Source organism: Mesorhizobium sp. W016, assembly GCF_054719485.1.
In genome coordinates, this window is sequence record NZ_JBTTIF010000002.1 from 2,771,754 (window position 1) to 2,797,950 (window position 26,197).

The 26,197-nt window shown below is 64.2% G+C and carries 24 protein-coding genes and 1 riboswitch; of the genes, 15 read left to right on the forward strand and 9 right to left on the reverse strand.

Annotated elements, in window-relative coordinates; translation table 11 throughout:
- The first annotated feature begins 203 nt into the window (after positions 1-203).
- Positions 204-316: riboswitch (TPP riboswitch) on the forward strand.
- The 4 genes from ACYG9V_RS13830 to ACYG9V_RS13845 all read left to right on the forward strand — a co-directional run bounded on the left by ACYG9V_RS13830 (position 307) and on the right by ACYG9V_RS13845 (position 3,796).
- Complete coding sequence (locus tag ACYG9V_RS13830) at positions 307-915, forward strand: YkoF family thiamine/hydroxymethylpyrimidine-binding protein (RefSeq protein ID WP_023670364.1); 609 nt, start codon at positions 307-309, stop codon at positions 913-915. (Overlaps the previous riboswitch by 10 nt.)
- 255 nt (positions 916-1,170) lie before the next feature.
- Entirely contained in the window at positions 1,171-2,013 is an 843-nt protein-coding gene (locus tag ACYG9V_RS13835; protein WP_023689011.1) for an ABC transporter permease, read from the forward strand.
- Positions 2,010-2,792: an ABC transporter ATP-binding protein gene (locus ACYG9V_RS13840; protein WP_352764376.1), complete on the forward strand. Its 783-nt coding sequence runs from the start codon at positions 2,010-2,012 to the stop codon at positions 2,790-2,792. Before ACYG9V_RS13835 ends, ACYG9V_RS13840 begins: the two co-directional genes overlap by 4 nt.
- Positions 2,789-3,796, forward strand: a complete 1,008-nt coding sequence (locus ACYG9V_RS13845; protein ID WP_352764379.1) for an ABC transporter substrate-binding protein — start codon at positions 2,789-2,791, stop codon at positions 3,794-3,796. Before ACYG9V_RS13840 ends, ACYG9V_RS13845 begins: the two co-directional genes overlap by 4 nt.
- 172 nt (positions 3,797-3,968) lie before the next feature.
- Here the strand turns inward: ACYG9V_RS13845 and ACYG9V_RS13850 are convergent, their stop codons facing one another.
- On the reverse strand, positions 3,969-4,631 hold the full coding sequence (locus ACYG9V_RS13850) for a LexA family transcriptional regulator (protein WP_023672482.1): 663 nt from the start codon (positions 4,629-4,631) through the stop codon (positions 3,969-3,971).
- Positions 4,632-5,172: 541 nt separating this feature from the next.
- On the opposite strand from ACYG9V_RS13850, the gene ACYG9V_RS13855 reads away from it, so the two are divergent.
- Positions 5,173-5,823, forward strand: coding sequence for a GcrA cell cycle regulator (locus tag ACYG9V_RS13855; RefSeq protein ID WP_352764381.1), 651 nt, complete (start codon positions 5,173-5,175; stop codon positions 5,821-5,823).
- 272 nt (positions 5,824-6,095) lie between these two features.
- Complete coding sequence (locus tag ACYG9V_RS13860; protein WP_352764383.1) at positions 6,096-6,692, forward strand: DUF6456 domain-containing protein; 597 nt, start codon at positions 6,096-6,098, stop codon at positions 6,690-6,692.
- A gap of 67 nt (positions 6,693-6,759) precedes the next feature.
- Here the strand turns inward: ACYG9V_RS13860 and ACYG9V_RS13865 are convergent, their stop codons facing one another.
- Positions 6,760-7,068, reverse strand: coding sequence for a hypothetical protein (locus ACYG9V_RS13865; RefSeq protein ID WP_023672486.1), 309 nt, complete (start codon positions 7,066-7,068; stop codon positions 6,760-6,762).
- Positions 7,069-7,271: 203 nt separating this feature from the next.
- Between ACYG9V_RS13865 and ACYG9V_RS13870 the strand changes: the two genes are divergently transcribed.
- Complete coding sequence (locus ACYG9V_RS13870) at positions 7,272-8,156, forward strand: NmrA family NAD(P)-binding protein (protein WP_352764384.1); 885 nt, start codon at positions 7,272-7,274, stop codon at positions 8,154-8,156.
- Between the two features lie 57 nt (positions 8,157-8,213).
- Here the strand turns inward: ACYG9V_RS13870 and ACYG9V_RS13875 are convergent, their stop codons facing one another.
- Positions 8,214-8,981 carry a COG3904 family protein gene (locus ACYG9V_RS13875; RefSeq protein WP_155923295.1) on the reverse strand — a complete coding sequence of 256 codons (768 nt, stop codon included), beginning with the start codon at positions 8,979-8,981 and terminating at the stop codon, positions 8,214-8,216.
- 147 nt (positions 8,982-9,128) lie between these two features.
- The gene (locus ACYG9V_RS13880) at positions 9,129-10,403 is read right to left on the reverse strand and encodes a DUF763 domain-containing protein (RefSeq protein ID WP_352764386.1); all 1,275 of its coding nucleotides are present in this window, start codon (positions 10,401-10,403) and stop codon (positions 9,129-9,131) included.
- A gap of 243 nt (positions 10,404-10,646) precedes the next feature.
- Between ACYG9V_RS13880 and ACYG9V_RS13885 the strand changes: the two genes are divergently transcribed.
- A complete protein-coding gene (locus ACYG9V_RS13885; RefSeq protein WP_352764389.1) occupies positions 10,647-11,639 on the forward strand; it encodes an HNH endonuclease in 993 nt (330 codons plus the stop codon).
- 50 nt (positions 11,640-11,689) lie between these two features.
- Here the strand turns inward: ACYG9V_RS13885 and ACYG9V_RS13890 are convergent, their stop codons facing one another.
- Positions 11,690-13,648 (reverse strand): acyltransferase family protein, encoded by a 1,959-nt coding sequence (locus ACYG9V_RS13890; RefSeq protein WP_460221958.1) that lies wholly within the window; start codon positions 13,646-13,648, stop codon positions 11,690-11,692.
- A 408-nt stretch (positions 13,649-14,056) separates the two neighbouring features.
- On the opposite strand from ACYG9V_RS13890, the gene ACYG9V_RS13895 reads away from it, so the two are divergent.
- Positions 14,057-14,410 (forward strand): cupin domain-containing protein, encoded by a 354-nt coding sequence (locus tag ACYG9V_RS13895; protein WP_023821253.1) that lies wholly within the window; start codon positions 14,057-14,059, stop codon positions 14,408-14,410.
- Between the two features lie 740 nt (positions 14,411-15,150).
- Here ACYG9V_RS13895 and ACYG9V_RS13900 read toward each other — a convergent pair.
- The 4 genes from ACYG9V_RS13900 to ACYG9V_RS13915 form a co-directional block, all read right to left on the reverse strand.
- The gene (locus ACYG9V_RS13900; RefSeq protein ID WP_352759518.1) at positions 15,151-15,978 is read right to left on the reverse strand and encodes a metal ABC transporter permease; all 828 of its coding nucleotides are present in this window, start codon (positions 15,976-15,978) and stop codon (positions 15,151-15,153) included.
- Positions 15,962-16,756, reverse strand: coding sequence for a metal ABC transporter ATP-binding protein (locus ACYG9V_RS13905; RefSeq protein WP_352764392.1), 795 nt, complete (start codon positions 16,754-16,756; stop codon positions 15,962-15,964). Before ACYG9V_RS13905 ends, ACYG9V_RS13900 begins: the two co-directional genes overlap by 17 nt.
- A gap of 26 nt (positions 16,757-16,782) precedes the next feature.
- Positions 16,783-17,664, reverse strand: coding sequence for a metal ABC transporter solute-binding protein, Zn/Mn family (locus ACYG9V_RS13910; protein ID WP_352764394.1), 882 nt, complete (start codon positions 17,662-17,664; stop codon positions 16,783-16,785).
- Positions 17,665-17,896: 232 nt separating this feature from the next.
- On the reverse strand, positions 17,897-18,958 hold the full coding sequence (locus ACYG9V_RS13915; RefSeq protein ID WP_352764396.1) for a maleylacetate reductase: 1,062 nt from the start codon (positions 18,956-18,958) through the stop codon (positions 17,897-17,899).
- Positions 18,959-19,267: 309 nt separating this feature from the next.
- On the opposite strand from ACYG9V_RS13915, the gene ACYG9V_RS13920 reads away from it, so the two are divergent.
- The 6 genes from ACYG9V_RS13920 (at position 19,268) to ACYG9V_RS13945 (ending at position 26,188) form a co-directional block, all read left to right on the forward strand.
- Positions 19,268-20,152 (forward strand): AraC family transcriptional regulator, encoded by an 885-nt coding sequence (locus ACYG9V_RS13920; protein ID WP_023672497.1) that lies wholly within the window; start codon positions 19,268-19,270, stop codon positions 20,150-20,152.
- Between the two features lie 229 nt (positions 20,153-20,381).
- Positions 20,382-21,446 (forward strand): ABC transporter substrate-binding protein, encoded by a 1,065-nt coding sequence (locus tag ACYG9V_RS13925; protein WP_023672498.1) that lies wholly within the window; start codon positions 20,382-20,384, stop codon positions 21,444-21,446.
- 151 nt (positions 21,447-21,597) lie between these two features.
- Complete coding sequence (locus ACYG9V_RS13930; RefSeq protein WP_023688990.1) at positions 21,598-22,422, forward strand: ATP-binding cassette domain-containing protein; 825 nt, start codon at positions 21,598-21,600, stop codon at positions 22,420-22,422.
- Positions 22,419-23,678, forward strand: coding sequence for a sugar ABC transporter permease (locus ACYG9V_RS13935; protein WP_352764399.1), 1,260 nt, complete (start codon positions 22,419-22,421; stop codon positions 23,676-23,678). Before ACYG9V_RS13930 ends, ACYG9V_RS13935 begins: the two co-directional genes overlap by 4 nt.
- A 27-nt stretch (positions 23,679-23,705) precedes the next feature.
- Positions 23,706-24,434: an SDR family oxidoreductase gene (locus ACYG9V_RS13940; RefSeq protein WP_352521038.1), complete on the forward strand. Its 729-nt coding sequence runs from the start codon at positions 23,706-23,708 to the stop codon at positions 24,432-24,434.
- 146 nt (positions 24,435-24,580) lie between these two features.
- Complete coding sequence (locus ACYG9V_RS13945; RefSeq protein ID WP_352764401.1) at positions 24,581-26,188, forward strand: FGGY-family carbohydrate kinase; 1,608 nt, start codon at positions 24,581-24,583, stop codon at positions 26,186-26,188.
- The last annotated feature ends 9 nt before the right edge of the window (positions 26,189-26,197 follow it).

Below are 26,197 nucleotides of genomic sequence, written 5' to 3' on the forward strand. Positions count from 1 at the left end.
GCGGAGTCTCTGCCGTTTTCTTATAATTACGTTTATCAGCTTGAATTTCAACGCAGTTATAAGAAGTTCGTGGAAACGTTATAACGCAACGAACTGACGAGTCGTCTGTTAACGCCCGGGCGCCCGGCACGTCTGGCCCAAAACACTTTCCCGCAGTGCCTCAACAAACGGCTTCCCCAATGCCGCGAACGGTGCTTTAACCCGCCCATCCACAGGGGTGCTCCGTATCGTCGGGGCTGAGATGAGGGCGGCAAGCCTTCGGACCCTAAAGCTGATCTGGATAATACCAGCGGAGCGAGGCGGGCGATGTTTTCAGGCGCACAGATTTCCCTTTATCCCATGACCGACGATTTCGTCGGCGTCATCCTCGGCGCGCTCGGCGCGCTCGATCCCTGGCGCGACCGGCTGCGGATCGAAACCGATGACATCTCGACCCTTATGGTCGGGCCGCCCGAGGTGCTGTTTCCCGCCATGCGCGACCTGTTCGTCGCGGCGGCCAAAAGCGGCAAGCACTGCGTGCTTTCGGCGGCGGTCTCGCGCGGCTGTCCGGGCGAGCCCGACGATCCGATCTGCCGCTCCGACGAGACCGGCGGCCCCGCCATTCCGCTGGACGAGCGCAAGATCGCCGCGATCCGCGCTGTCCAGGCCACGCCGTCGACCGGTCAGCCGGTGGCGGCGCAGTTCTCGCTCTACGTTATGGGCACGGGCGACCATATGGACGAGATCTACGGCTGCATCGATTTCCTGAAACAGTCCGGCGTCTTTGAGCGCTCAAAGAACTTCTGCACCAAATTGCGTGGCGATGCCGGTGCGGTGTTTGCCACGCTCAACGAGGCCTTCTGCCGCTTCGGCCCCGGCGCCGGCCACGTCACCCTCGACATCACGATCTCGGCGAACAGCCCGAGCGCCGTCTGAGCCGCGGCTCAAGCGTCGTTCCTTGAGGATATTGCCGTGGCTGGTTTATCTGACCCATTGCGTGGAGGAGATGCCTCTGACCCCTCAGCACAGAGAGGAGGGGAGCCATTGGCGATTGGCGAAGACCGCGATGCCCACGAATCTCCCCCCTCGAGCAGGAGATGGCCGGCAGGCCAGAGGGGGTCCCAGCGCGTGGAGCGCCGACGTCCTTTTCGCATCGGCAAGGCGTGGGCGCTCTATGCGAGACGACCCCCTCTGTCGCCTTCGGCGACATCTCCCCCTCGAGGGGGGAGATTAGCCGCAGCCATCGCCAAGACCATCCCCGCCGCCTGCGCCTCCGCCCTGCTCCTCGCGGCGTGGGAGCTCTACGCCCGCTATGGTGGCGCTGCGCCCACCATGCTGCCGGCGCCGTCGCGCGTGCTGCAGCAGGCCTGGGAGCATCGCGCTGCCCTTGCCGACAACACGCTGCCCACCATCCGCGCCACATCAGCCGGCTTCGCCTGCTCGTTGGTCGCTGCCTTCGTGCTTTCGGCGCTGGTCGATTTCTTGGCCCCGCTGCGCCGCGCGCTGTTTCCGCTGCTGATTGTCAGCCAGACCTTGCCGCTGGTCGCGATTGCGCCGCTCATCGTACTGTGGTTCGGCTTCGGGCTGATGCCAAAAATCTTGCTTGTGGCGCTCGTTACCTTCTTCCCGATGATGGTGGCGCTGGTCGAGGGTTTTGCCGCGACCAGCAAGGCGATTTCGCAGATGCTCGCCACCATGGGGGCAGGGCGCTGGCGCATCTTCTGGCTGGCGCGCCTGCCTTCGGCGCTGCCCTATTTCTTCGCCGGGCTGCGCATCTCCATCACCTACGCCGTCGTCGGCGCGATCTTCGCCGAATATGCGGGGGCGGCGAAGGGGCTGGGCATCTACATGCTCAATGCCAAGAACAACTTTCGGCCCGATCTGGTGCTCGCCGCGGTCGCCGTCAGCGCCGCGCTCACGCTTGTCTTGTTCGCCATTGCGGTGCTCGTCCAGCGCTTCGCCATGCCTTGGGAGAATGCAGGGAGCGAAAGCCGCGACGGCAAGGTTGAAGCTGCAGAAGAGAACCGTCAATGACGCGGCTCGAACTCCGGGACATCAGGAAGAACTTCGGCGCGCTTGAGGTGCTCGCCGGCATTTCGCTTCATGTCGCGGCCGGCGAGTTCGTCTCCATCCTCGGCCCTTCCGGCGCCGGCAAGTCGACGCTGTTCCAGTTGCTGACCGGCGCGCTGAAAGGCGAGGGCGACATGCGCTTCGACGGCGCGCGATTGCAGGGCAGCCCCTTCGCCTTCATGCCGCAGCGCGACGCGCTGATGCCGTGGCGGCGCGTCATCGACAATGTGACGCTGGGGCTGGAAGTGCAGGGTCTTGGCCGCAAGGCGGCGCGCGAACGCGTCGCGCCGTTGTTCGCTGAGTTCGGCCTTGCCGGTTTCGAGCGCGCCTGGCCGGCCGAGCTTTCCGGCGGCATGCGCCAGCGCGCCGCCCTTTTGCGCACCGTGGTGCAGCAGCGCGACATGCTGCTGCTCGACGAGCCCTTTGGCGCGCTGGATGCACTGACCCGCGCGGGTATGCAGCGCTGGCTGGAAGGCATGTGGCAGCGCCAACGCTGGACGGCGCTGCTGATCACCCATGACGTGCGCGAAGCCGTCTACCTCTCCGATCGCATCTATCTGATGTCGGCGCGGCCGGCCCGCATCATCGGCGAGATTGCCGTGCCGCTGCCGCGCCCGCGCACCACCGGCAGCGATGCCGCGCGCCAGGCCGCCGCGCTCGAAGCCGACATCCTCGACACGCTGCTCAATCCCGGGACTGACCGGCCCTCGTTCCCGCAGACCGCTCAAAGGAGTTTTTCATGACCGAATTCACACGCCGGCAGGCTTTGCTGCTGACGCTGGCTGCCGGACTGCCGCTTGCCTCTCGCGCTCATGCGGCTACGCAAAAAATCACCGTCGCGCTCGACTGGACGGTCAACACCAACCATGTCGGCCTGTTCGTTGCCCGCGACAAAGGGTTCTACCACGAGGCCGGGCTCGATGTTGAGATCCTGCCCTATGGCGATACTGGCGCCGGCACGCTGGTCGCCAACCGCATCGCCGATTTCGGCATTGCCGGCGTCGGCCTGTTCACCCAGCGGGCTGCCGGCGCCGATCTCAAGGCGGTCTACGCCGTGGTCCAGCAGGAGACCGGCCGGTTGGTCTTCAACGCGGATCGCGGCGAGATCAAGAGTCCCAGGAATCTCGACGGTCTGACCTATGGCGGCTTCGGCAGCGCCTGGGAAAACACGCTGATCTCGACCATCATCCGCCACGATGGCGGCAAGGGCGTTTTCGAGACGGTGACATTAGGCACCTCGGCCTATGAGGCGCTGGCCAACGGCTCGGTCGACTTCACGCTGGAGGTCTCGACCTGGGAAGGCGTCGCTGCCGAGTTGAAAGGCGTCAGGCAGCGCGGCTTCCGCTACGCCGACTACGGCGTGCCCGACGAGCACACCACCTTGATCGCCTCCAGCAATGCATATCTCCAGGCAAACCCGAAGGCCGCATCGGCCTTCGTCGAGGCAACGCGGCGCGGCTACCAATTTGCCTGCGATCACCCGCAGGAAGCCGGCGATCTGCTGATCGCTTCCAACAAGGATGCGCTGACCGACCCGGCGCTGATCCACGCTTCGCTGAAAATGCTGGTCGACGGACACTTCTTGCGCAGCCAGGACGGCGTCATCGGCACCATCGCCAGGGCCAAGATCGAGGCGATCGGAACCTACCTCTTCAGGGCCGGCATATTGCTCGATGGCGATGGCAAGGTTCTGAAGGAGAAGCCGGATTTCGGGGGGTATTTTACGAACGAGTTTTTGGGCGCGTAATCTCCCCCCTCGAGGGGGAGATGTCGCCGAAGGCGACAGAGGGGGTCGGTACGTCCTGACGCGACTTCCTATCGCGGACAGAGGACGTCAGCGCCTTACGCGCGGCGACCCCCTCTGGCCTGCCGGCCATCTCCCCCTCGAGGGGGGAGATTGCGCCTCACCGCCTTCTCCCTCACATATCGATCATCGAGCGCTTCACCCGGCCGATGATGGTGATGGCGCCTTCGAGCGCCGGCGGCGGGATGTCCATGTAGGAGGCCGGCTGGAAGGGCGGGTTCTCGTTGGGGCGGTAACGCTTGTAGGTGGCCTGGCCGGATTCGTCCGAAATGACGTAGCAGCCATTGGTCACCAGCCGCTTGTCCCTGAGGTTGACGAAGATGATCGAATCCGGTGGCGAGATCTTGTTCATCGACGGGCCGTCGACGCGCAGAGCAATCCATTGGCCCTGCTCCAGATCGGTGGTGGGGATGGTCGGATAGTCGCTGAGATTGACCACCATGTCCTGGCTGCCGAGTTCGCCGGCGCTGATCCATGAGACGATGGGCACATCGACGGTGGCCAGCGACGGCATCGGGATCTGCCGGCCCGACTCGTCAAAGCCGAAATGGCCCCCCGCAAGGCTGCCGCCGTCACCGTTGAACAAGAGCCAGCCGGGATCGACGCCGAACAGGCGGCCGTATTTCTCCGCCGCCTTGCGCGACAGCGGCCGGTTGCCGTTCTCGTGACTGATCAGCGTGTTCTTGTTGATGTCGCGCAATGCCCGCGCAGCGTCGCTCGGCGAGGCATAGCCCGCCTCCGCCCGCGCCTGCTGCAATCTGTGCCTCGGTTCCTGCATCGTACAAATTGCCTGAAATTTATCGTCCAATATGTACGATTTCGCTTGCGTACGTTTCGTACATATCGTACGCTTAGCGCATGATCGAACAAATCGCAAGCGTTTCCGCAGACATCCTCAGCTTTCTCCCATCGTCCGGGCTGTCCTCCTCCCCGGTCCGGACGCAAACCGGGGCTTCTGCCCCGGATCCGGTCGAACCGTCGTCCCCCCGATCGACCGGAACGGCCGGAGCCGCTCCTCTCCCGGCTCCGGCCACCTCTTCAGCCCATGGCGCCGCCGGTGCGCCAAGGGCTGTCTCCGGCGGGCAGGGTATTTCCTGCATCCGCACGGAAGATGGCACCGTCATCCTGTTCGACCGGCTGACGGGGCAGGGCGGTTTCCGCCCTCACCAAAGCGGCCGCCGAAGCCGCCTTGCGGCATCTCGCCGGCTCGCTGCCGGCCGCCAGTATCGGCTGACCGCACCGACCATCCGCTCTGATTTTTTCCCGTAGGCCCTCGGGCCGGCGCTCCGCCTTTGCGCGCGCAATCAATGGATACCGACATGACTGCCTATACCGAGACCGAATTGCAGGAGATCGCCGTCTGGCTGAGGGATGGCCTGTCGGCCACAGGGATCGCCGTCCGCTTCACGGCGCTGCGCGGCAGTCCGGTCTCGCGCAACGCCATCATCGGCATCGTCCACCGCAACAGCGCGTTGAAGACCATCGGCTTCGCCAACCCCAGAGGCGGCAGGTCCGGCGGCCGACCGAGGAAGAATGCGACGGCGCCTCAGCCGAGCAAGCCGGTAAGGCGGCCTGAAGTTTCGAAGCCGGCCGCACCGGCCACACCGGTCGCCAGGCAAGCCAGACACACGCCGGCCAGGCCTCTGTTGCCAGCCCGTCCGGCGCCCTCGATCCCGGGCGAAGGACGGCTGGTGGTGGACGGCGAAATCTACCGCTTCAATGTGCCGGCGCCGCGCCCTGCCTCGCTCGGGCGTCAGCCGCATGTCGCCGCCATGCGCTTCATCGACTGCCTGTTCGACCGCTGCCGCGCGCCGCTCGACCTGACGCTGGAGGAAGACCCCGACAACGATGCTCCCGGCAGTCGGCCGGGGCTCGAGATGCTGTGCTGCGGCCTGCGCACAAGGGCGCTGAAAAGCTACTGCGAATACCACCAGGCGCGCTTCCACCGACCGGTGAGCGAGGTGGTGTGAGCGGCTGGGCTCCGTTCCTCGCCTCCGGACGACCCCACCAATGATCGAAAGCCGGCGGGACAGCGCCCCCTCTGTCCTGCCGGACATCTCCCCCACGCGGGGGGAGATCGGCAGCTCGCCCGCACTGCCTTTCCAACGGCGGTGGTGATTGGCGAAAGCCGACGCGACATCCGATCTCCCCCCTCGTGGGGGAGATGCCCGGCAGGGCAGAGGGGGGCGCGAAGGAACGCCAACCTTCCGGCTCAACAACCCAATCCCACAAGGATCCCCCGATGAGCAAAAAAACCGCGCAGAAACGGCAGCCACCGAAACTCCCCATAGGCGAAGCCGAGCAGGTGCGCATCCGCCGCGAGATCGGCCATGATTTCGCGCTGAAGGACGATCGCTTCGGCCGCAAGCGGCTGAGCGTCGGCACCGAAGAGGCGCGGCGCGTCTACGAGGTCTCCAATGACGGCTACACCGCGACCGGCGGCATCGTGCGGGTGCGCAATGTCGATCCGCTGGTCGGCATCACCTCACTGACGCGCCAGCAACGCGAGGCCGGCCAACGGTTTCGCGACGATTTTGAGCGCGCCTCGCGTGACGGGCTGCGGCCGATGCCGTGGGAAGAGCGCATTGACGGCGGCCGCATCAATGGCGGCATCCCCGACCGCGTGCTCAACGCCGGCCGCGCCCACACCCATGCCATCGCCGCCATGGCCCACTGGGAAGTGGCGGAGGTGGTTCGCAAAATCTGCCTCGAAGGCCAGTCGGTGAAGGCGCTCGCCGAACGCACCGGCGAGGGACGAGATGTGGTGGTGAAGCTGTTGAAGGTCGGGCTCGACCTTTTGGCCGTTGATTACGGGATGATGATGCGGAAGCCGCGATAAGGCCGGCAGCCGCGTAGTGAAGCGGCCGGCCGGCAGATGCCGGCCGAACCGGTTTCACCCTATCGGATCACCGTTCGCAAACGCGAATTTCCTCGACGATCCTGTGATGATGGCGCCAATGCTTGACCAACTCTATGCGGCAATGGCGATGGTGCCTGTGATACCTGTGGTACCTGAAGCCGTTATCGTAGGCATTATACTGGTAGTAAGGGCGAGGAGCGTAGCGATCGTAATAGTCGCCATAGCTGTCATTGTAGTCATCGTCATAGTAGCCGTTGCCGATGCCGATCACGACGCGCCCGCCGGCATTCGCCGGAGCGATCATCGCCGCCGCCGCAGTGATAGCGATAGCCGAAGCAAGCAGGAGCTTTCTCATAGCTGCCTCCTATTCAAGGTTGCGCTAATATAACTCGCTGGACACGACCTCGTTCCATAATTTTGCAAGATGCGAACGACCCCTGCGCCGTGCATTGCGAGGAAAGTCAGCGTCACCTCCTGTCAGCATCGTCCCCCGATTTTTGAACCCTTCGCCGCCCCAGCCATTAATCCGGCATGAATCAGCAAGGGAAGGACGAGACCATGCATGTCATTCTTGGAGGTACCGGCCATGTCGGCTCGGCGGCGGCAATGGCGCTGTTGCGGCAGGGCGAGGATGTCACGGTGGTGACGCGCGACGAGTCGAAGGCCGCATGGTTGGTTGAACAGGGCGCGGAGGCCGCGGTTGCCGATGTGCTCGATGTCGAGGCGCTGCGTGAAGTCTTGCGGCGCGGCAAGCGGGCGTTTCTGCTCAACCCGCCGGCCGATCCATCGACCGACACCGACGCCGAGGAGCGCAAGACGGTTGGCGCCATTGCGGCGGCGCTGGAGGGGTCCGGCCTCGAAAAAGTGGTAGCGGAATCGACCTATGGCGCGCAGGCCGGCGAGGGTGTCGGCGATCTCACCGTCCTTTACGGCCTCGAGCAGAAGCTGAAGGCCCAGGCCATTCCGGCAAGCATCAACCGCGCCGCCTATTACATGAGCAACTGGGATCAGGCCCTGGAGACGGCGCGGCGCGACGGCGTCATCACCTCCTTCTTCCCGGCGGATTTCGAGCTGCCGATGGTGGCGCCGCAGGATCTCGGCGAGGCTGCGGCGAGACGTCTGCTGGAGCCGGCGGACAAGACCGGCACGCACTATATCGAGGGTCCTCGGCGCTACTCCGCCGCCGATGTCGCCGCAGCCTTCAGTGCGGCGTTGCGCAAAAACTTGCGCGTGGTCACGGTGCCGCGGGAGCGCTGGACAGAAACCTACGAAAAACTAGGCTTCTCCAAAGCGGCGGCCGAGTCCTATGCCCGCATGACCGGGGCCACGCTGGACAAGCCGATGCAGCCGGAAAACCCGGAGCGCGGCACGACCAGCCTGGAAAGCTATATTGCTGCGCTCATCGAGGGCCGGCCGGAAGACCTGTTGAAGGGCGCAGCGTAAAGTGAAGGGTTGCTGTTGAGAAACAGGCGCTTCGACGACCTACGTGGCCCGCTATTCCTATTGCCTGACCGTTCGGCAGTTGCCCGCCGGCGGCGTGGTCTTGCAGATATCGATGGAGGTGCGCGTGTCGCCGTGACCGGTTTCGGTTATCAGATTCAGGTCCAAAAGTTCGTATGTCACGAGGTATCGTATGCTGTCGTCGGGTATTTTTTGCATGGCCGATACGATCCACGAACCTGCTTTCATCTCGGTGAAATAGCTGTCGACCTTGCGTTCATACCATTTGGGTATCGGAACGAGGACGATGGTCTTCTTGCCGTGGATTTTCTTGGCGGCCGGCAGCATGATCCGGTGAATGCCGACAAAGGCGCGGCTGTCTGCCAGGCGCCGTACGCCGCCCGCAAGAACCATCGTACAAGCTGACGAACAGACTGCGCCGACGGGGTTGGCGACGCCGAAGCGGAGGTCGCCCGGCCCGCAGGCTTTTGTGTCTGGCGCGCATTCGGAGAACTCCGTCTTGCCAACCATCGTGTCGAGCCCGCTGGCGCGGATCATATGGCCAAGCGCCATCGCCGCATCGGTCTCGCCGCCCGGGGAATTTAACGCCAAAGGCAATTTGCGGGGGCCGAGTTTTTTCAGCAAAGCCTTCAGCAAAGCTGGCGTGCCGGCCACGATGTGACCTTCCGCCGAAATCCATTCCGGGCATGTCGGCTCGCATCCTGGCGTGCTGTTGCGTACAACGACGAAGTGCATCGGCGGTGTATATGCCAGTATGGCAGGCTCAGGCGTCGTTTGGGCGATCGCGCCGCCAATCGCCAGCAGCACGAAAACCAACGTCCATGCGAATGTCTTCATGCCGAGCCTCGCCTGGCAGAGCATCACTTGAGAAATGGGTCTTTGCAAGCATTATCAAAACAAGCCGAGCACGTGTTTCTATGGGCCGCGCACTATCTCTGCATGATGGACAGGCAGCTACTGGCGGCCCCTGTCTGAACCGTCGTCGCTTTCCGCCGCCCCCTCCCACCCGAACACACTGCGCCCTCCAAGCAGATGCGACTGGTCGAACTCGCCGGCGACGATCTCCTTAAGGCTTGGCCCGGTGACGTAGCGCTCCAGCCGCCGCGCTTCGCCATCCAGCCGCTGCAGCGCGCCGAGCTCTTCCTCGCGGCCGAGCTTGGCCTTGCCGACGGCCGATTTCAGCACCGCGATCGTCTCGTCATAGACTTTCAGCGGCACCGGGAAGGGGTGGCGGTCCTTGCCGCCATGGGCGAGCGAGAAGCGCGCCGGATCGGAGAAGCGGCAGGGCGCGCCATGCACCACTTCCGCCACCATGGCCAGCGCCCGCACCGTGCGCGCGCCGACGCCGGGCACCAGCAGCAGCTCGGGAAAATCGGCCGGCCCGCTTTCGATGGCGGCGGAAATGTTGCCGTGCAGCCGGTGCATGACGATGTCGCTCTCGCGCACGTCGTGATGCGCCGGCATCACCAGATTGGGCAGCATCGGCTGCGCCGCCGGTTTCGCAGGCGCTGCTTTCGGCGGCGGCTCCAGCACGGCAAGCTCGTCGAGGATCCGTTCCGGGCTCATGGTCTTCAACAGGTCGATCTGGCCGCTACGTGACGGCGCGGCGAGATGGTCGGTCAGGTTGACGATCTCGCCCTGCCGCTCGCCCTCGATCGCCGCATGCGGCTGGTCGACGAAGCTTGTCAGCCCTTCCGACAGCCAGTGATAGCGCCGCGCCTGGCGGCTGTCGCCGTTCATGCCTTGCTGCACCACCACCCAGCGGCTGTCGTCGGTGACGATGAAGCCGTGCAGATAGAGGTCGAAACCGTCCTGCACGGCCGCACTGTCCACCTTGGCGACCAAGCGGCTGGCGGTGGCAAGCGCCGCACCATCGATGCCGACGCGCTCGCCGATCGCCATCAGCTCCTGCGGCGTCTTGCGCGAATGCGCGCCGCGCCCGCCGCAGACATGGATGCCGAGCTCCCGCGACATCGGGTTCAGCCCGCGCTTCAGCGCGCCGACGACCGAGGTGGTGATGCCTGAGGAGTGCCAGTCCATGCCCATGACGGCGCCGAAGGACTGGAACCAGAACGGATGCGCCAGCCGCCGCAACAGCTCGTCGCGGCCATAGTGATGGATGATCGCCTCGCACAACACCGCACCCAGCCGCGTCATACGATCGCCCAGCCATTTCGGAACCCGCCCGCCATGCAGCGGCAAGTCCGCACTGCCGCTTCGCTGCGTCAAGTGAATGCTCCGTGGATGCCGCGCACCCGCGGTGCGCCTGTGATGTAGATGGCATTTGGGGGGCGATTTGCAAGCGGGGTGGGGGCGGCGACTATCGTCGCCCTACGCTCTTCTTGGTGTCTCGCCGAAAGATGCAGTTACGCCGCCTGTCGCACCTGGCAATAAGGTCGGCTCCCTGCTTGAAGGCGAGACAGGTCTCGAATAGAGCTTATCCAACCGACGGCAACTATTAAAACCAAAACGATGTCGCAATTCTGGTGGGTAAATCACAGTCAGACCGCCCGCCAAGAGATCGACGGGCAATATCTCTGGTCGCCCAAAACTCAGAAGAATGGGGCACGCAGCGAGTTCTACAAAAATATGCGTCGGGCGACACCTGGTGACCTCGTGTTGTCTTTTTTCGGTCAAGCCGTGCGCTATATTGGTCGGGTAGCGGAGTTTGCATTCACAGCACCGAAACCACCGGAGTTCAAGAACACTGGAGCCAATTGGAACGAGGAAGGTTGGCTTCTCCCGGTGTATTGGGCGCCGCTCCTGCCGACGGTGCGCCCGTCGGACATAATTGGCGAATTGGGTCCGCTTCTGCCTCCCCGATACTCGCCCATTGACCCAAACTCCGGATCAGGCCGTCAAAACGCCTATCTCGCGAGCGTATCGCACGAGGTGTTTCACACCATTGTCGCGGGTACAGCTTTCGACCGCGAAGCTCTGAGGCGTGGTGGTGCAAACAGTCTCACTTTCGAAGTCGTCAATGAAATTTTAGAGGACGTCGTTGAGCGCCGTATCCGAGACGACCTCCAACTCGAGGACACTGTAAAGACGAGCGTCATTCAAGCTCGTCGCGGCCAAGGTAAATTTCGTTCCAATGTCGAAGCCATGGAGCGCTCGTGCCGACTCACAGGGGTCACCAATCCCTCGTTGCTGATTGCAAGCCACATCAAGCCTTGGCGCCTATGCGCTTCCGCGCAGGAGCGCTTGGACGGCATGAACGAGCTGCTCCTCACGCCTGATGCCGACCACTTCTTTGACCGTGGCTTCATCAGTTTTGAAGATAGCGGGCAGGTCCTCATATCCCAGCGCGTCGACAAGACTGATTTGCGGCGGCTCGGTTTCGAGCAATTGGTGATGCAGAGTTTCGGCTTTGCCGAAGCCCCCGCCGTCTGGCGCACTAGCACCTTCACCCCGCCGCAGCAGGCTTACCTCGCTCACCATCGAGAGGATGTGTTTGTGGCATAGCTCGCATCAACTGAGCGGTCAGCCGTCAGGTCCCCCTACCTCGCCGCCCCCTAAAACACCGCCTTCTCCAAGAGCGGCTCCAGTGATTCAGCAAATGGCGTCGCCAGGTGGTGCCGGTCGCGGAAGGCGAGTTGGCCGTTGATGAACACGTGGCAGGTTTGGGCGTCGCAGAACTGGCTGGTCAGGTCGACATAGGTGGCGCCGGGCACGCTGCGCACGACGTCGCGCTCGGCCGCGGCGATGTCGTCGTTCGCCGCCGCGTCCCTCGGCGTGTCGCAGACTTCAGGCACCTGCCCGCGCCACAGCGCCCGCGCCACGCATTTGTCGGCATAGCTTCCATTGTAGGGAACGTCCCGGATTACCGCGACCTTGATCCCGGCCCGGCTGAATGCCGCCAGCGTCCAGCGCAGGCCGGTCTTCCACTCCTCGTTCCCATCGGCGTGCTTCAGTTCCTCGGGCGATTCCTTCATCACATTGCCGATCGAAAATTCCGAGATCACCACCATGTGCGGGTGCAACGCGATAATGTCCTTGACCGATTGCTCCCGCCACTGGTCGCATTCGGTGTAGTCGCGCTTCAGCCGCCAGTTCCAGGTCGTCACCCGCGAGGCACGGCAGGACGATTTGAGATAGGTGACGAGGCGATAGTTGTTCTTGGCCGCCGCCTCGATCAGCGGCGTCGACCAGTGGTCGGCATGCAAATCGCCGAACAGCGCAATCGAGCGCGGGGCGTCCTTGTTGCCGAACACGCAGGCCTTCGGCGTCACCGTCTCAAAGGAAAGAATACAGCCGGCCGCGCGCGCCGTGGAAGGCTGCGCGGCGCTGGCGGCAATGCTGCGCTGCTCAGGGTCCAGATCGTGGACGGCCAGCCTGGCATTGGCATATGCGGCTGCGACGCTGGTGCCGGTCAGGAGGACGGCCGGCACCAGCGCCCGCGCCGCACTGGCCATCAGCCAGCCATTGCGACGGATCGGGTTCTCGATGACATGATAGGTGAAGACCGACAGCGCCAAAGTGAGCGCCAGGCAGGCGAGGCGTCCGAGCGGCGACAGCTCGGGCACCACCATCGTGGCATAGACGATCACCGGCCAGTGCCAGAGATAGAGCGAGTAGGAGAGTTTGCCGACCCATTGCAGGGGCGGCAGCGCCAGTGCCGCGCTCGGGCTTTTCTCAGCGCTCTGCCCTTGCTGCGCATGCGCTGAACCGGCGAGCAGCAACAGCACTGTGCCGGCCACCGGCACCAGGGCGAGGAAGCCGGGGAAGGGGGCTTCCTCGCTGAAGGAGAGATAGGCGCCGGCGATCAGCGCCAGGCCGAGCCACGCCAGCGGCGCGGCGAGCCGCGGGCGGTTTTGCCAGACTTGTTGCGGCACCATGCTGGCCAGCCCGCCGGCGGCGAACTCCCAGACGCGCAGCGGCGAGAAGTAGAAGGCCCAGGGCTGTGAGACCGTGGTGACCCACGCGCAGACGGCGAACGAGACGAGGCCGGCAATGCCGATCACCAGGATCGCGCCGCGCTTGCCGGGGCGCAGCCATGCCGCCAGCACAAGCAGCGCCGGCCAGGCGACATAGAACTGCTCCTCCACCGACAGCGACCAGAAATGGACAAACGGGTTGCTGGCCGCATCGGCGGCGAAATAATCGAACGACCAGCGGATCAGCCACAGATTGATCATGTAGGCCGAGGCGAACATGGCGCCTTTGGAATAGAGCGATTGTTCCTCCGGCGACAGGATGAAGGCGCCGGCCACCAGTGTGGCGAGGATGACGAACAGCGACGCCGGCAACAGCCGCCGAGCGCGCCTGGCATAGAAGCGCCACAGGTTGAGCCGCCCGGTCTCGGTGATTTCGGCAAGCAGGTGTTTTGTGATCAGATAGCCCGAGATGACGAAGAAGATGTCGACGCCGGTGAAGCCGCCGGGCAGGCCGGTGAAGCCGAAATGAAAGGCGATCACGCCTGCCACCGCCAAGGCACGCAGTCCTTCGATATCGGGCCGGAACGATGCTGACACGATTTGCCACCTCGTGCTGGTGCATGACCCCGCCTCGGCGAGTAACGATCGCGCCGGGATCATACGTGCGGCAGCTTTGCGCCCAACGGGACACGTCGCTGCAACCGTTGACAGTCGGACCAAGACTCCGCCCTATGGGTCGATATCGCAATGCAACAAATCTAACGCAGTGCAACATTGGAGGAGGCGACGCCGCTGATCTCCCCCCTTGAGGGGGAGATGGCCGGCAGGCCAGAGGGGGTCGGTTCGACCGGACTCGGCCCAATCCTGCAAGTGAAGGCAGGCGCTCCACGCGCGGCCACCGCCTCCTTCGCCAAATCTCCGACATCCGGGGTCGGCCCTTGCGTTGCCCCCGTCACACGCATCGGCTATCCAACCGGCAGCCATGCAATTCAAACGGAGCCCTTCATGACCAACACCACCATTCTCAAATTCGGCGCCGTCGAGCATGCCGAGGGCGGCGACTTGCCGGGCTGGATCGTTGTCGCGGGCCGGCCGACCATGCAGACCGCCGTGCAGCACACCACCGCCGACGGCAAGGTGCTGTCGGGCACCTGGCGGGCCTCGCCCGGCACTTATCACGCCACCTACACCGACTATGAGTTCGTGCACATGATCGCCGGCCGCATCATCATCACGCCCGATGGCGGCACGCCGGTCGAGGTCGGTCCGGGCGATGCGTTCGTGGTCGAAGCCGATTTCAAGGGCACCTGGCAGATCATCGAGCCGGTAACCAAGCACTTCGTCGTCAAGCTTGCTTGATCGACGTCGCCAGGGTCGCCTGATCGGCTCGTCGTCAGGCTTGCTTGATCGCGTCGTCGGCAGTTCCTGATCGGTGCCGATACACATCGGCCGGCGCGGTTCATCGCCAGCGTCCCCCTCGCCCAGCAGGGGGAGGGGGACGTAGCGAAGCGAATATCGGTTAAGAGGGCGTCACCTCGTTCGCTTCGAACCGATGCGGATCGAAAAGCTGAGACGATGGCGTTCTGCGGAGCCTGGTCGAGATAACGCAGGCCAGGACTGCTGCCGGGTCGCCGGCGCGTCAGCCAAGAGCGAGCGGCGCACTTCGAGAGTGCATGCCGCCCGTCCGGCGCCGGGCCGTCAGTGCTGTTGTTACGAAACCCCCCAGCCCCGTCTCAACCGCCACGGCCATGGCGTGACCCATGGCTTGCTATACGCATGCAGCACCGCGGTCTGTCAACGCCGCCCGCAATGGCCGCGGGGGGTCGCCTTTGCACCTCCCGGCCAGCTTCCAACCGGCCGCGCGGACGCCATTCGCCGCTACAAAATGCGCTTGAAATGGCGGTTTTCCGGGTGTTCCGGCCGCTCCGGAGCGGCCCTTTGGCGCGACAGAGGTCGCGATCTAGGCGATTGGATGAATTTGTCTTTCGCGGCTGAAACGTTTCAGGAGCCGGTTTGTAAACCTGACTTTTTTTGGGTGTATTTCCCTCACGTCAGTTTTGCACTCCAGCCGGCTCGATCGACCCGCCGGAGGGCAAGCCTCAGGGGCCGGCGTCGGCGCTCTGAGTCTCTCGGACCGACGGGCGCCGGACCATGCCGCTGACGACATAGGCCGCCGCGCCCAGCGCCGTGATCCAGAAGCTCGTCGGCCAGTCGGTCAGGAAGGCGAGCGTCAGGCTGATCCAGGCGATGATCACGGCAAGCGCGATGGACGCCAGCACGCCGGCTCCGACGCCGCTGGTAAGCCTGAGCGCGGTGGCTGCAGGCGCCACCATCAGCGCGAAGACGAGCAGCACGCCGACGATCTGCACCGCCTCGGACGTGGCGACGGCGACCAGCACCATGAACAGGGTCGAGACAAGAGTGAGCGGCACGCCGCGCGCTTCGGCGAGTTCCGGCTGCAGGCTGGCGAACAGCAGCGGGCGCGCGATCAGCACAAGAGCTGCGAGGATCGCCACTGCCAGGACCGCAAGCACGATGACGGTGCGCAGGCTGATGCCCAGCACATTGCCGAACAGCACGTTGGTCGCCTGGGAGGCGAAGGCGGTGTAGAAATGCAGAAACAGCAAGCCCAGGCCGAGCGACAGCGTCAAAACGATGCCGATGGCGACGTCGCGATGCGCGCGTTCGCCGAGCAGGCCGATGCCGATGCCGGCGGCGACGGTGAACACGGTGAGGCCGAGAAACGGCGACAGCCCGATCAGGCCGGCGCCGGTGGCCCCGGGAAAGCCGACATGGGAGAGCGCATGGCCGGCGAAGGTCTGGCCCCGGAGCACGAGGAAATAGCCGACCGCGCCCGAAACGATGCCGACAATGGTGCAGGCATAGAAGGCGTTGCGCATGAATTCATAGTCAAAGATCGTGGACATGCGCCCCGCTCTCCAGTTCGACATCGTCGGCCATGACGAAGATGCGGCCGGCAACCCGCACCACATTGATATGCGTGCCATAGAGTTTCGACAGCACCGGACCGCTGATGACCTCGTCGACGGAACCGATCGCCGCCTTGCGGTTGCCGAGATAGAGCACGCGGTCGACGGCGCGCAGCAGCGGGTTGATCTCGTGCGAGCAGAACAGCACGGCAATGCCGAGCCGCTCGCCGATGTCGTGCACCAGGTCGATGATCGCGCGCTGATGGCCCGCATCGAGGCTGATCAGCGGCTCGTCGAGCAAAAGCAGTTGCGGATTGCCGATCAACGATTGCGCGATCAGGATGCGCTGGCGCTCGCCACCGGAAAGCTCGCCCAAGGGACGGCGCGCGAGGCTGCCGGCGCCCACCTCTTCAAGTGCCTTGCACGCCGCCTCCTTCTCGGCAGCCGATGCGACGGGCCAGCCCCAGCGATGCCCGCCGGCGGCACTCAGCACGAAGTCGAGGCCGCTGACGCCGACATCGCCAAGCGCGCGCCGCGCCTGCGGCATATAGCCGATGTCGGCGTTGCCGCGCGTCGGCGATTTGCCAAGCACCGAAATGGCGCCGCCGGCCGGTTTGATCAGGCCGAGAATGGCGCGCAGCATCGTCGTCTTGCCGGCGCCATTGGCGCCGAGCAGGCCGACAAAGGCGCCTTGCGGTAGAGAAAAGGAGACGTCGGATAAAACCCGGCGTCCCCCATAGGTCAGCGTGACCCTGTCGAATTCGATTGCGTTCATTTAGTCACATTCATTCGCAGTCACGTTCATTGTGTGCGGGCGGCGAGCGCCTTCTGGACCGCGTCGATCTGGCCGCGGAACCAGGTCTGGATCGTCTGGCCCGCCGGTTCCGTCTCGGTGACGCCGATGACAGTGACCTTATTCTGCCTGGCGATGTCGAGCAGCCTTGTCGTTGCCTCGTCGGTCACCTGCGAATTGTAGAACAGGATCTTGGCCGAGCCGTCCTTCAGGCTGTTTTCGAACGCCGCCACCTGCGTGGCGCTCGGCTCCGCATCGTTCATCAAAGCCACCTGGAAATCGTAGTTCAGCATTTTCAGGCCGAGCGCTTCCGCCATGTAGCCGAAGACCGGCTCGGTAGCCGTCACCTCGGTGCCGGCATAGGTGTTCTTGACGTCGGCGATTTCCTTGTCAATGGCCTCGAGCGAGGTCTGGAATGCCTTGAGATTGGCCTCGTAATGCGCTGCATTGGCCGGATCGCGTTTGGCAAGATCGGCGCTCAGCGCCTTGGCGATGGCCGGCAGCGTCGCCGGGTCGTACCACAGATGCGGGTTGTCGCCCGACTTCTTGCCGATCAGGTCGGCGGCGACGATGGTCGTGCGATCCTTGGCTGTCGAGGCCAACAGCAGCTTGTCCATCCACGGATCGTAGTCGGCGCCGTTGTAGATGACGATCTTGGCGTCGGCGATGGTGCGCGCCGTCGACGGGCTGGTCTCGAACAGATGCGGATCGTCATCGGGATTGGCCAGGATGCTGGTGACGGCGACGTTGCTGCCGCCGATCTGGCGGGCAAGGTCGCCATAGAAATTCTCGGCCGCCACGATGGTCAGCTTGTCTTCGGCGCGGGCAGCCGTGCCGGTCAAAAGCGGCACCGCGACGAGCAGCGCGGCGAGAAAGGGAATGCGACGCATCCGTGGTCTCCTTGCAGTCTGAAAGGTATGTCGCCGGAGAGGCGGGCTGTGTAACTGTATAACAGTAACAATATAACGTTTGCGTCGAAAATACGGTTGATGTCAATGGGCTTTTCGAGCCGCGCAGTTTTTCACGCGCACAAAAGCGTGAGCGGCCTGCGCCGATCAGGCGGTGCCACTCATGGCGGTCTTCCTGATGAATTCGCGGCGGGTAAGTTCCTTGCTGTTGCAGTCAGTTTTGCGGACGCCTTCCCTCCCACGCGTCCTGCAACAGGGCGCGGATTGCGGCGCGGTCGAAAGGCCGCGGATTCCAGTATGGGTTCCTGGTCGCAATCTCAGCGGCGCGGTCGAGATCGGCCTGCATGAGGCCGAGTTCTTTCAATGTAAGGGGCGCGCCGACCGCCTTGGCGAAATCCTGGAGACCGCTACCGGCGCTGCCGCCAAACAAGTCGGCGACCGGCTTCAACAAGTCGGGCACCGCGACGGCGTTGAAGCCGATCGTGTGCGGCAACATCACCGCATGCGTCTCGGCATGCGGCATGTCGAAAGAGCCGCCCAGCGTGTGACAGATCTTGTGATGCAGCGCCATGCCGACGGCGCCGAGCACCGTACCGCACAGCCAGGCGCCGTAAAGCGCATCGCCGCGTGCATCGATATTTCCAGGCTCCTTGGTCAACACCGGCAGCGCAGTCTTCATGGCGCGCAATCCTTCTTTCGCCATCAGGGTGGAAATCGGATTGCGATCCTGCGCGTAAAGCGCTTCGGCCGAGTGCGCCATGGCGTTGAGTCCTGACGCGACGCTCATCGCTATCGGCAGGCCGACGGTCAGCTCTGGATCGTAGATCACCACTTCCGGCAGGATCCTTGCGTCACCCATTGCGGTTTTTTCGCCGTTCTCGGTCTGACCGAGGATCGGCGTCACCTCCGAGCCGGCATAGGTGGTCGGGATGACGATCTGCGGCAGGTCGGTGCGCCAGGCGATCGCCTTGCCGAGACCGGTGGTAGAGCCGCCGCCAAGCGCGACAACGCAGTCAGCCTTGACCTCGGTTGCCTTGGCCATTGCCGTTTGGGTTACCTCGACCGGCGTGTGCATGGCGGCGCCCGAAAAGATGCCGGCCGCCAGCGCGCCGAGGGACTTGGCAAGCGCCTCGCCGTCGGCAGCCCGATGCGGCGTCGACAGCACCAGCGCGCGCTTGCAGCCGAGCTTTTCGATCCAGGTGCCCACCTCGGACGACGCGCCATTGCCGAAGACAATATGCGCAGGGCTGCCGGAGTAGGTGAACGTCCTTGTCATGCCGATCCGCTCCCTTTGCATATTATCACTGTGACGGAGCCGAAATCGAGCGACCAGCTCTCGCCGCCGGCGACATCGTTTGCGTCGTCACCGTCTCGCAAGCGGGGCCTGATCTCTCCCGCGTACTCGCAAACGTATCGCCTTGACCACAAAAACGTCAAAAAAGTATCAGTGAGGTGGACACACCGTGGTGGCGGCTGCATGAATTGCCGCCTAAGCTTCGATCACTGCAGAGAGCGGCAAACGCGGCCTGCGGGAGATGGCACTGCAACTGGTCGCATGACCGGACCGGCGCCGGGAGGAACTGACATGAATCCGGACTTGGAAGTCGTCCAGATCAGACGCGGCGAGTCGTTCAAGGCCTGGGCCCACGGCTACCCCTTCCACACGGTGCGCTGGCACTTCCATCCCGAATACGAAATCCATCACGTCGTCGCCACCACGGGCCATTATTTCGTCGGTGACTTCATCGGCGAGTTCGAGCCCGGCAATCTCGTGCTCACCGGCCCGAACCTGCCGCACAACTGGGTCAGCGACGTGCCGGCAGGCGCCAGCGTGCCGCTGCGCGGCCGCGTCGTGCAGTTCTCGCAAGAGTTCATTGCCGACGCCACCGCCGCGTTGCCGGAACTTGCCGGTTGTGAAAACATTCTCGAGCTCAGCCGCCGCGGCGCGCTGTTCTCCACCGCTACCGCCAAGCTCGCCGCACCTGTGCTGGCCGAACTGGTCGAGGCGCAAGGCGTTCGCCGCATCGCTTTGTTCATGGAGCTCATCGACATTCTGAGCCGCGCCGCCGATGTGCGGACGCTGACCAGCGCCAGCTATCTGCCGGATCCCTCAGGCTTCATGTCGGCCGGCGTCAACAAGGCGCTTGCCTATATCAACGCCAACCTGACCGAGCCGTTCAGCGAAAGCGATCTGGCGGCGATCGCCGGCCGCAGCCCGAGCGCGTTTTCGCGCAGCTTCCGCCGCCATACCGGCATGGCCCTGGTGCAGTATGTCAACCGGCTGCGCATCAACCTTGCCTGCCAGCTGCTGATGAGTGAGGCCGACATGCCGATCACCGAGATCTGCTACGCCGCCGGCTACAACAACATCTCGAATTTCAACCGCCAGTTCCTGACCCAGAAAGGCATGTCGCCTTCGCGCTTCAGGGCCCTGCTGGCGGAAAACATCAGCGCGGAGATTGCCGCCTAACAGGGAGGACCGGGAGGAGCCTAGACATTTACTGAGGTAAGAACGCGGGGTGCGTTGGAGGCGTCCCGTGCTGGAGATCGCTTGTCCCGAAATCCAGAGATATCAAGAGGATGCGCAGCACGGATCAAGTGCTCCGTTGTTCCTCGCAACAGCCCGACTGCAGTCAAGGCCCGGCGCCATGTGGTGTCCAGGGCTTCATGAAACCATTCCTTGAAACGGAGCTATCGAAATGACCAGATTTGCCTGGAAATCGACGGGAGCCATCGCGCTCACTCTTTCTCTTCTTGGCGGCACCGCTGCCTTTGCTGCCCCGGTTACCGACGCCACGGTCGCCTTCTTGATGCCCGACCAAGCCTCGACGCGCTACGAGCAGCACGACTATCCCGGCTTCGTCGCCGAGATGAAAAAACTCTGCCCCGGCTGCAAGGTGATCTACCAGAACGCCGATGCCGACGCCTCGCGCCAGCAGCAGCAGTTCAACTCGGTGATCTCGCAAGGCGCCAAGGCGATCGTGCTCGACCCTGTCGACTCGACCGCCGCCGCCTCGCTGGTCAAGCTGGCGCAGAGCCAGGGCGTCAAGGTCATCGCCTATGATCGCCCGATCCCGACCGCACCTGCCGACTTCTACGTCTCGTTCAACAATGAAGGCATCGGCAAGGCCATTGCCGACTCGCTCGTCGAACACCTCAAGGCGCTGAAGGTCGACCCCGCCAGCGGCGGCCTGCTGCAGATCAACGGATCGCCGACCGACGCGGCCGCCGGGCTGATCAAGAAGGGCATCCATTCCAGCCTCGACAACAGCGGCTACAAGATCCTTGCCGAATACGACACGCCGGAATGGGCCCCGCCGAAGGCGCAGCAATGGGCAAGCGGCCAGATCACCCGCTTCTCCACGCAGATCGTCGGCGTCGTTGCGGCCAATGACGGCACCGGTGGTGGCGCCATCGCCGCCTTCAAGGCCGCCGGTGTCGATCCGGTGCCGCCGGTGACCGGCAACGACGCGACGATCGCCGCACTGCAGCTGATCATCGCCGGCGATCAGTACAACACCATCTCCAAGCCGAGCGAGATCGTTGCGGCGGCTGCCGCCAACGTCGCCGTCCAGCTTCTGTCGGGCGAGACGCCGAAGGCCGAAATGACCCTCTACGACACCCCATCGCAGCTGTTCACGCCGGCGGTGGTGACGCAGGAAAACCTCAAGGCCGAGATCATCGACAAGAAGATCAACACCGCCGAAGAGCTCTGCGTCGACCGCTATGCCGAAGGCTGCAAGAAGCTCGGCATCACAAAGTGACAATGCAGGTCGCCCAAAATCGCGCAGCGGTTTTGGGATAAGACATGCATAAAAGGATGACCTAGAATCCTGATCCTGCTTTCCGGCCGCCCTTGCGGCGGCCGGAAGTTCGCAGTCACTCTTGACCGCCCATCCGGAAAGGTTTGCCACCATGTCTGACATCTCTGACGGACCGGTTTCGGCAGGCGAGCTGGTGCTCAGCCTGCGCGGCATCTCGAAGAATTTCGGCGCCGTTTCGGCGCTCACCGATATCGATCTCGATGTCCATGCCGGCGAGGTGGTGGCGCTGGTCGGCGACAATGGCGCCGGCAAGTCGACGCTGGTCAAGATTCTGGCCGGCGTCCACCAGCCGAGCTCGGGCACCATCAATTTCCGCGGCAGGCAAGTGACGATGCCCGACCCGAGCGCCGCGCTGACGCTCGGCATCGCCACCGTCTTCCAGGATCTCGCACTGTGCGAAAACCTCGACGTCGTCGCCAACATCTTTCTCGGCAAGGAGATCAACCCGCTGCGGCTGGACGAGGTGGCGATGGAAATTCGCGCCTGGACGCTGCTCAACGAATTGTCGGCGCGTATTCCAAGCGTCCGCGAGGCGGTCGCCTCGCTGTCCGGCGGCCAGCGCCAGACCGTGGCGATCGCCCGCTCGCTGCTGCTCGACCCCAAGGTCATCCTGCTCGACGAGCCGACCGCCGCTCTTGGCGTCGCCCAGACGGCGGAAGTGCTGAACCTCATCGACCGGGTGCGCGAGCGTGGCCTCGGCGTGCTGATGATCAGTCACAATATGGAGGACGTGCGCGCCGTCGCCGACCGCATCGTGGTGCTCAGGCTTGGCCGCAACAACGGCGTCTTCGAACCCGACGCCTCGAACCAGGAACTGGTCAGCGCCATCACCGGCGCCGCCAACAATGCAGTGTCGCGCCGCGCCGAACGGCGCAAGGCCGCCGAACAAGCGCACAACCAGGAGCAGCGGCCATGAGCGCGGAGCCCAAGCAGGACACCTCCTCGTCGACGGCGCTCGACCGCAGCGACGTGCGCGTCAAGCACCAGGCCGGCGTCGGTGGCGCCATCAGCGCCTTCTTCGACCGCGTCCGCTCCGGCGACCTCGGCTCGCTGCCGGTGATTGTCGGACTGGTCATCATCTGGAGCGTGTTCACTGCCCTCAATCCGGTCTTCGTCTCGTCGAGCAATCTGGTCAATCTCCTGTTCGACTGCTCGACCGTCGGCGTCATCGCGCTCGGCATCGTCTGTGTGCTGATGGTCGGTGAGATCGACCTGTCGGTCGGCTCGATCAGCGGCTTTGCCTCGGCCATGGTAGGCACGCTGTGGGTCAACCAGGGCTGGCCGGTGGCGCTCGCCATCCTCGCCGCGGTTGCCGTCGGCGGTTTCATCGGCGCGCTCTATGCCTTGCTGTTCAACCGGCTCGGCATGCCAAGCTTCGTCTCGACGCTCGCCGGCCTGCTCGCCGTGCTCGGCCTGCAACTGTATATTCTGGGCTCCACCGGCTCGATCAATCTGCCCTATGGGTCGAACCTGGTGAATTTCGGCCAGTTGCTGGTCATGCCGGACTGGCTGTCCTATGCACTGGCGGCATTGCCCGGCATCGTCATGCTGATCAGCGGCCTGCGCACCGTCAGCCGCCGCCGGGCCGTCAATTTGTCGGCGCCGTCTGTCGGCGGCCTCATCGTGCGCGTCGCCGCCCTGACCATCCTGCTCGAACTGATCGTCGGTTATCTCAACCAGGCGCGCGGCATACCGTGGATGTTCGGCCTGTTCGTCGGCCTGGTGGTGGCGATGAACTATGCGCTGACCCGCACCCAATGGGGCCGCTCGATGACCGCCGTCGGCGGCAACCGCGAAGCGGCGCGCCGGGCCGGCATCAAGGTGCGCTCGATCTACCTCAGCGCCTTCGTCATGTGCTCGATGTTTGCCGCCCTCGGCGGCGTCCTGTCGGCGGCGCGGCTGGCCTCCGCCAGCCAGCAGGCCGGCACCGGCGACGTCAACCTCAACGCCATTGCGGCGGCGGTCATAGGCGGCACCAGCCTGTTTGGCGGCCGTGGCAGCGCCTATTCCGCGCTGCTAGGCATCATCGTCATCCAGTCGATCGCCAGCGGGCTGACCTTGCTCGATCTGTCATCGTCGCTTCGCTACATGATCACCGGCGCCGTTCTGGCAATTGCGGTCATCGTCGACTCCCTGGCACGCCGCTCGCGGGTTTCCCACGGCCGAGCCTGAACCAACAGAGAATACGAGGATAGAAGAATGGCTCAGGATTTGAGTGGAAAAGTCGCGGCGATTACCGGCGCCGCGTCGGGCATAGGCCTGGAATGCGCGAGAGCGCTGATTGCCGCCGGCGTTCGCGTTGTGCTCGTCGATCGCGCCGAAGACGCGCTGAAAAGCGTCTGCACCGAACTCGGTCCCAACGCGATCCCGCTGGTGATCGATCTGATGAAGCCGGCCAGCGTCGCGACGATGATGCCGCAAATCCTGGACAAGGCCGGCCAGCTCGATATCTTCCACGCCAATGCCGGCGCCTATGTCGGAGGCCCGGTGCTCGAAGGCGACCCCGATGTGTGGGACCGCATGCTGAACCTCAACATCAATGCGGTGTTCCGTTCCATACACGCCGTGCTGCCGCACATGGTCGAGCGCAAGACCGGCGACATCATCGTCACGTCTTCGATCGCCGGACTGGTGCCCGTGGTCTGGGAGCCGATCTACACAGCGTCGAAACACGCCGTGCAGGCCTTCGTCCATACGGTGCGCCGCCAGGTCGCCCCGCACGGCCTGCGCGTCGGCGCGGTGCAGCCGGGGCCGGTGGTGACAGCGCTGATCAGCGATTGGCCGAAGGACAAGCTCGAGGATGAACTGGCCAAGGGCGGCCTGATTCAGCCGGTCGAGGTCGCCGAAGCCGTGCTGTTCATGCTGACGCGGCCAAGGAACGTCACCATCAGGGATCTGGTGATCCTGCCGCAGAGCAATGATTTGTGAGGCAGTAGGCGTTAGGCAGTAGGAAATGGGGAGAGGCTCTTGCAACTGACCGTTCACTGCTGACCATCTCGCCTACACCCTACACCCTACACCCTACACCCTACACCCTACACCCTACACCCTACTGCCTAACTTCTGAGGTTCCCATGTCCCACTTCCTCGGCATCGACGTCGGCACTGGCAGTGCCAGGGCGGGGGTGTTCGACAGCAAGGGCACCATGCTTGCCTCGGCGAAGCGCGACATCGCTCTGTTCATCGAGCCCGGCGAAATCGCCGAACAGTCGAGCGAGGACATCTGGCGTGCGGTTTGCGCCAGCGTGCGCGAGGCGGTGACGAAGTCGGGGCTCGCTGGGCGCGACATTGCCGGCATCGGCTTCGACGCCACCTGTTCGCTGGTCGTGGTCGGCAAGGACGGCGCGCCGTTGCCGGTCGGCAGTTCCGGCGACAGCCAGCGCAACATCATCGTCTGGATGGATCACCGCGCGCTCGATCAGGCGCAGCGCATCAATGCCGGCAAGCACGCCGTGCTCGACTATGTCGGCGGCACCATCTCGCCGGAAATGGAAACGCCGAAGCTGCTGTGGCTGCGCGAGAACCTGCCCGCCACCTTCGATGCGGCCGAGCATTTCTTCGACCTCACCGACTATCTGACCTGGCGCTCAACCGGCAGCCTAGCGCGCTCGATCTGCACGCTGACCTGCAAATGGACCTATCTCGGTCATGAGCGGCGCTGGGACGATGCCTATTTCCGTGCCATCGGCCTCGGCGCGCTCGCCGATGAAGGCTTTGCCCGCATCGGCACCGAAATCGTCGAGGGTGGCACGGCACTTGCCCAAGGCCTCACTGAGGCCGCCGCGGCCGATCTCGGCCTGCTGCCGGGAACGCCGGTTGCTGCCGGCCTGATCGATGCCCATGCCGGGGGAGTCGGCACGGTTGGCGGGCAGGGCTCCGTCGGCACCTTGCAGTCGCGCATGGCCTATGTTTTCGGCACCTCGGCCTGCACCATGGCCAGCACCAGCGAGCCGGCCTTCGTGCCCGGCGTCTGGGGCCCGTATTTTTCCTCGATGGTGCCGGGGCTTTGGCTCAATGAAGGCGGGCAATCGGCGGCGGGTGCTGCAATCGACCACCTCGTCGCTTTCCATCCGGCCACGGCTGAGGCATCCGCAAAAGCCAAGGCGGAAGGTCTCGGCCTGACCGCTTGGCTTGGTCAGCAGGCGGCGAAGCAGTCCGCCGACCTGTCCGCCGTAGCGCACCTGGCCGATGGACTGCATGTTGTGCCGGAATTCCTCGGCAACCGCTCGCCCTTCGCCGATCCCGAGTCCAAGGCCCTGATCGCCGGGCTTGGCATGGACACGTCCCTCGACAGTCTGGTCGCGCTCTATGTCGGCGGCCTGCTGGGCATCGGCTACGGCGTTCGCCAGATCCTGGCGGCGATGGCCAAAAAAGGCATTGCCATCGACACTATCGTCGTCAGCGGCGGTGCGGCGCAAAGCGAGCTGGTACGTCAGCTTTTGGCCGACACCACAGGCCTGACCGTCGCCGGTTCGACCTCGCCCGAACCGGTGCTGCTCGGCTCAGCCATATTGGCTGCGGTGGCGGCGCAAAAATTTCCCGATGTGATCGCGGCGATGACCGGCATGTCGCGCATCGGCGACATCTATCGCCCGGCCGGTGGCGACCTCGTGCCCTGGCACGACAAGCGCTTCGCCGCCTTCGAATTGCTGCAGCAGGCAGGCCGCGCCATCCGCGATTGAACGGCTTAG

Coding starts and splice junctions, on each gene's coding strand:
- ACYG9V_RS13830 (WP_023670364.1), top strand. CDS start 307: ATGTTTTCAGGCGCACAGATTTCCCTTTATCCCATGACCGACGATTTC.
- ACYG9V_RS13840 (WP_352764376.1), top strand. CDS start 2,010: ATGACGCGGCTCGAACTCCGGGACATCAGGAAGAACTTCGGCGCGCTT.
- ACYG9V_RS13845 (WP_352764379.1), top strand. CDS start 2,789: ATGACCGAATTCACACGCCGGCAGGCTTTGCTGCTGACGCTGGCTGCC.
- ACYG9V_RS13850 (WP_023672482.1), bottom strand. CDS start 4,631: ATGCAGGAACCGAGGCACAGATTGCAGCAGGCGCGGGCGGAGGCGGGC.
- ACYG9V_RS13855 (WP_352764381.1), top strand. CDS start 5,173: ATGACTGCCTATACCGAGACCGAATTGCAGGAGATCGCCGTCTGGCTG.
- ACYG9V_RS13860 (WP_352764383.1), top strand. CDS start 6,096: ATGAGCAAAAAAACCGCGCAGAAACGGCAGCCACCGAAACTCCCCATA.
- ACYG9V_RS13865 (WP_023672486.1), bottom strand. CDS start 7,068: ATGAGAAAGCTCCTGCTTGCTTCGGCTATCGCTATCACTGCGGCGGCG.
- ACYG9V_RS13870 (WP_352764384.1), top strand. CDS start 7,272: ATGCATGTCATTCTTGGAGGTACCGGCCATGTCGGCTCGGCGGCGGCA.
- ACYG9V_RS13885 (WP_352764389.1), top strand. CDS start 10,647: ATGTCGCAATTCTGGTGGGTAAATCACAGTCAGACCGCCCGCCAAGAG.
- ACYG9V_RS13895 (WP_023821253.1), top strand. CDS start 14,057: ATGACCAACACCACCATTCTCAAATTCGGCGCCGTCGAGCATGCCGAG.
- ACYG9V_RS13900 (WP_352759518.1), bottom strand. CDS start 15,978: ATGTCCACGATCTTTGACTATGAATTCATGCGCAACGCCTTCTATGCC.
- ACYG9V_RS13905 (WP_352764392.1), bottom strand. CDS start 16,756: ATGAACGCAATCGAATTCGACAGGGTCACGCTGACCTATGGGGGACGC.
- ACYG9V_RS13910 (WP_352764394.1), bottom strand. CDS start 17,664: ATGCGTCGCATTCCCTTTCTCGCCGCGCTGCTCGTCGCGGTGCCGCTT.
- ACYG9V_RS13915 (WP_352764396.1), bottom strand. CDS start 18,958: ATGACAAGGACGTTCACCTACTCCGGCAGCCCTGCGCATATTGTCTTC.
- ACYG9V_RS13920 (WP_023672497.1), top strand. CDS start 19,268: ATGAATCCGGACTTGGAAGTCGTCCAGATCAGACGCGGCGAGTCGTTC.
- ACYG9V_RS13925 (WP_023672498.1), top strand. CDS start 20,382: ATGACCAGATTTGCCTGGAAATCGACGGGAGCCATCGCGCTCACTCTT.
- ACYG9V_RS13930 (WP_023688990.1), top strand. CDS start 21,598: ATGTCTGACATCTCTGACGGACCGGTTTCGGCAGGCGAGCTGGTGCTC.
- ACYG9V_RS13935 (WP_352764399.1), top strand. CDS start 22,419: ATGAGCGCGGAGCCCAAGCAGGACACCTCCTCGTCGACGGCGCTCGAC.
- ACYG9V_RS13940 (WP_352521038.1), top strand. CDS start 23,706: ATGGCTCAGGATTTGAGTGGAAAAGTCGCGGCGATTACCGGCGCCGCG.
- ACYG9V_RS13945 (WP_352764401.1), top strand. CDS start 24,581: ATGTCCCACTTCCTCGGCATCGACGTCGGCACTGGCAGTGCCAGGGCG.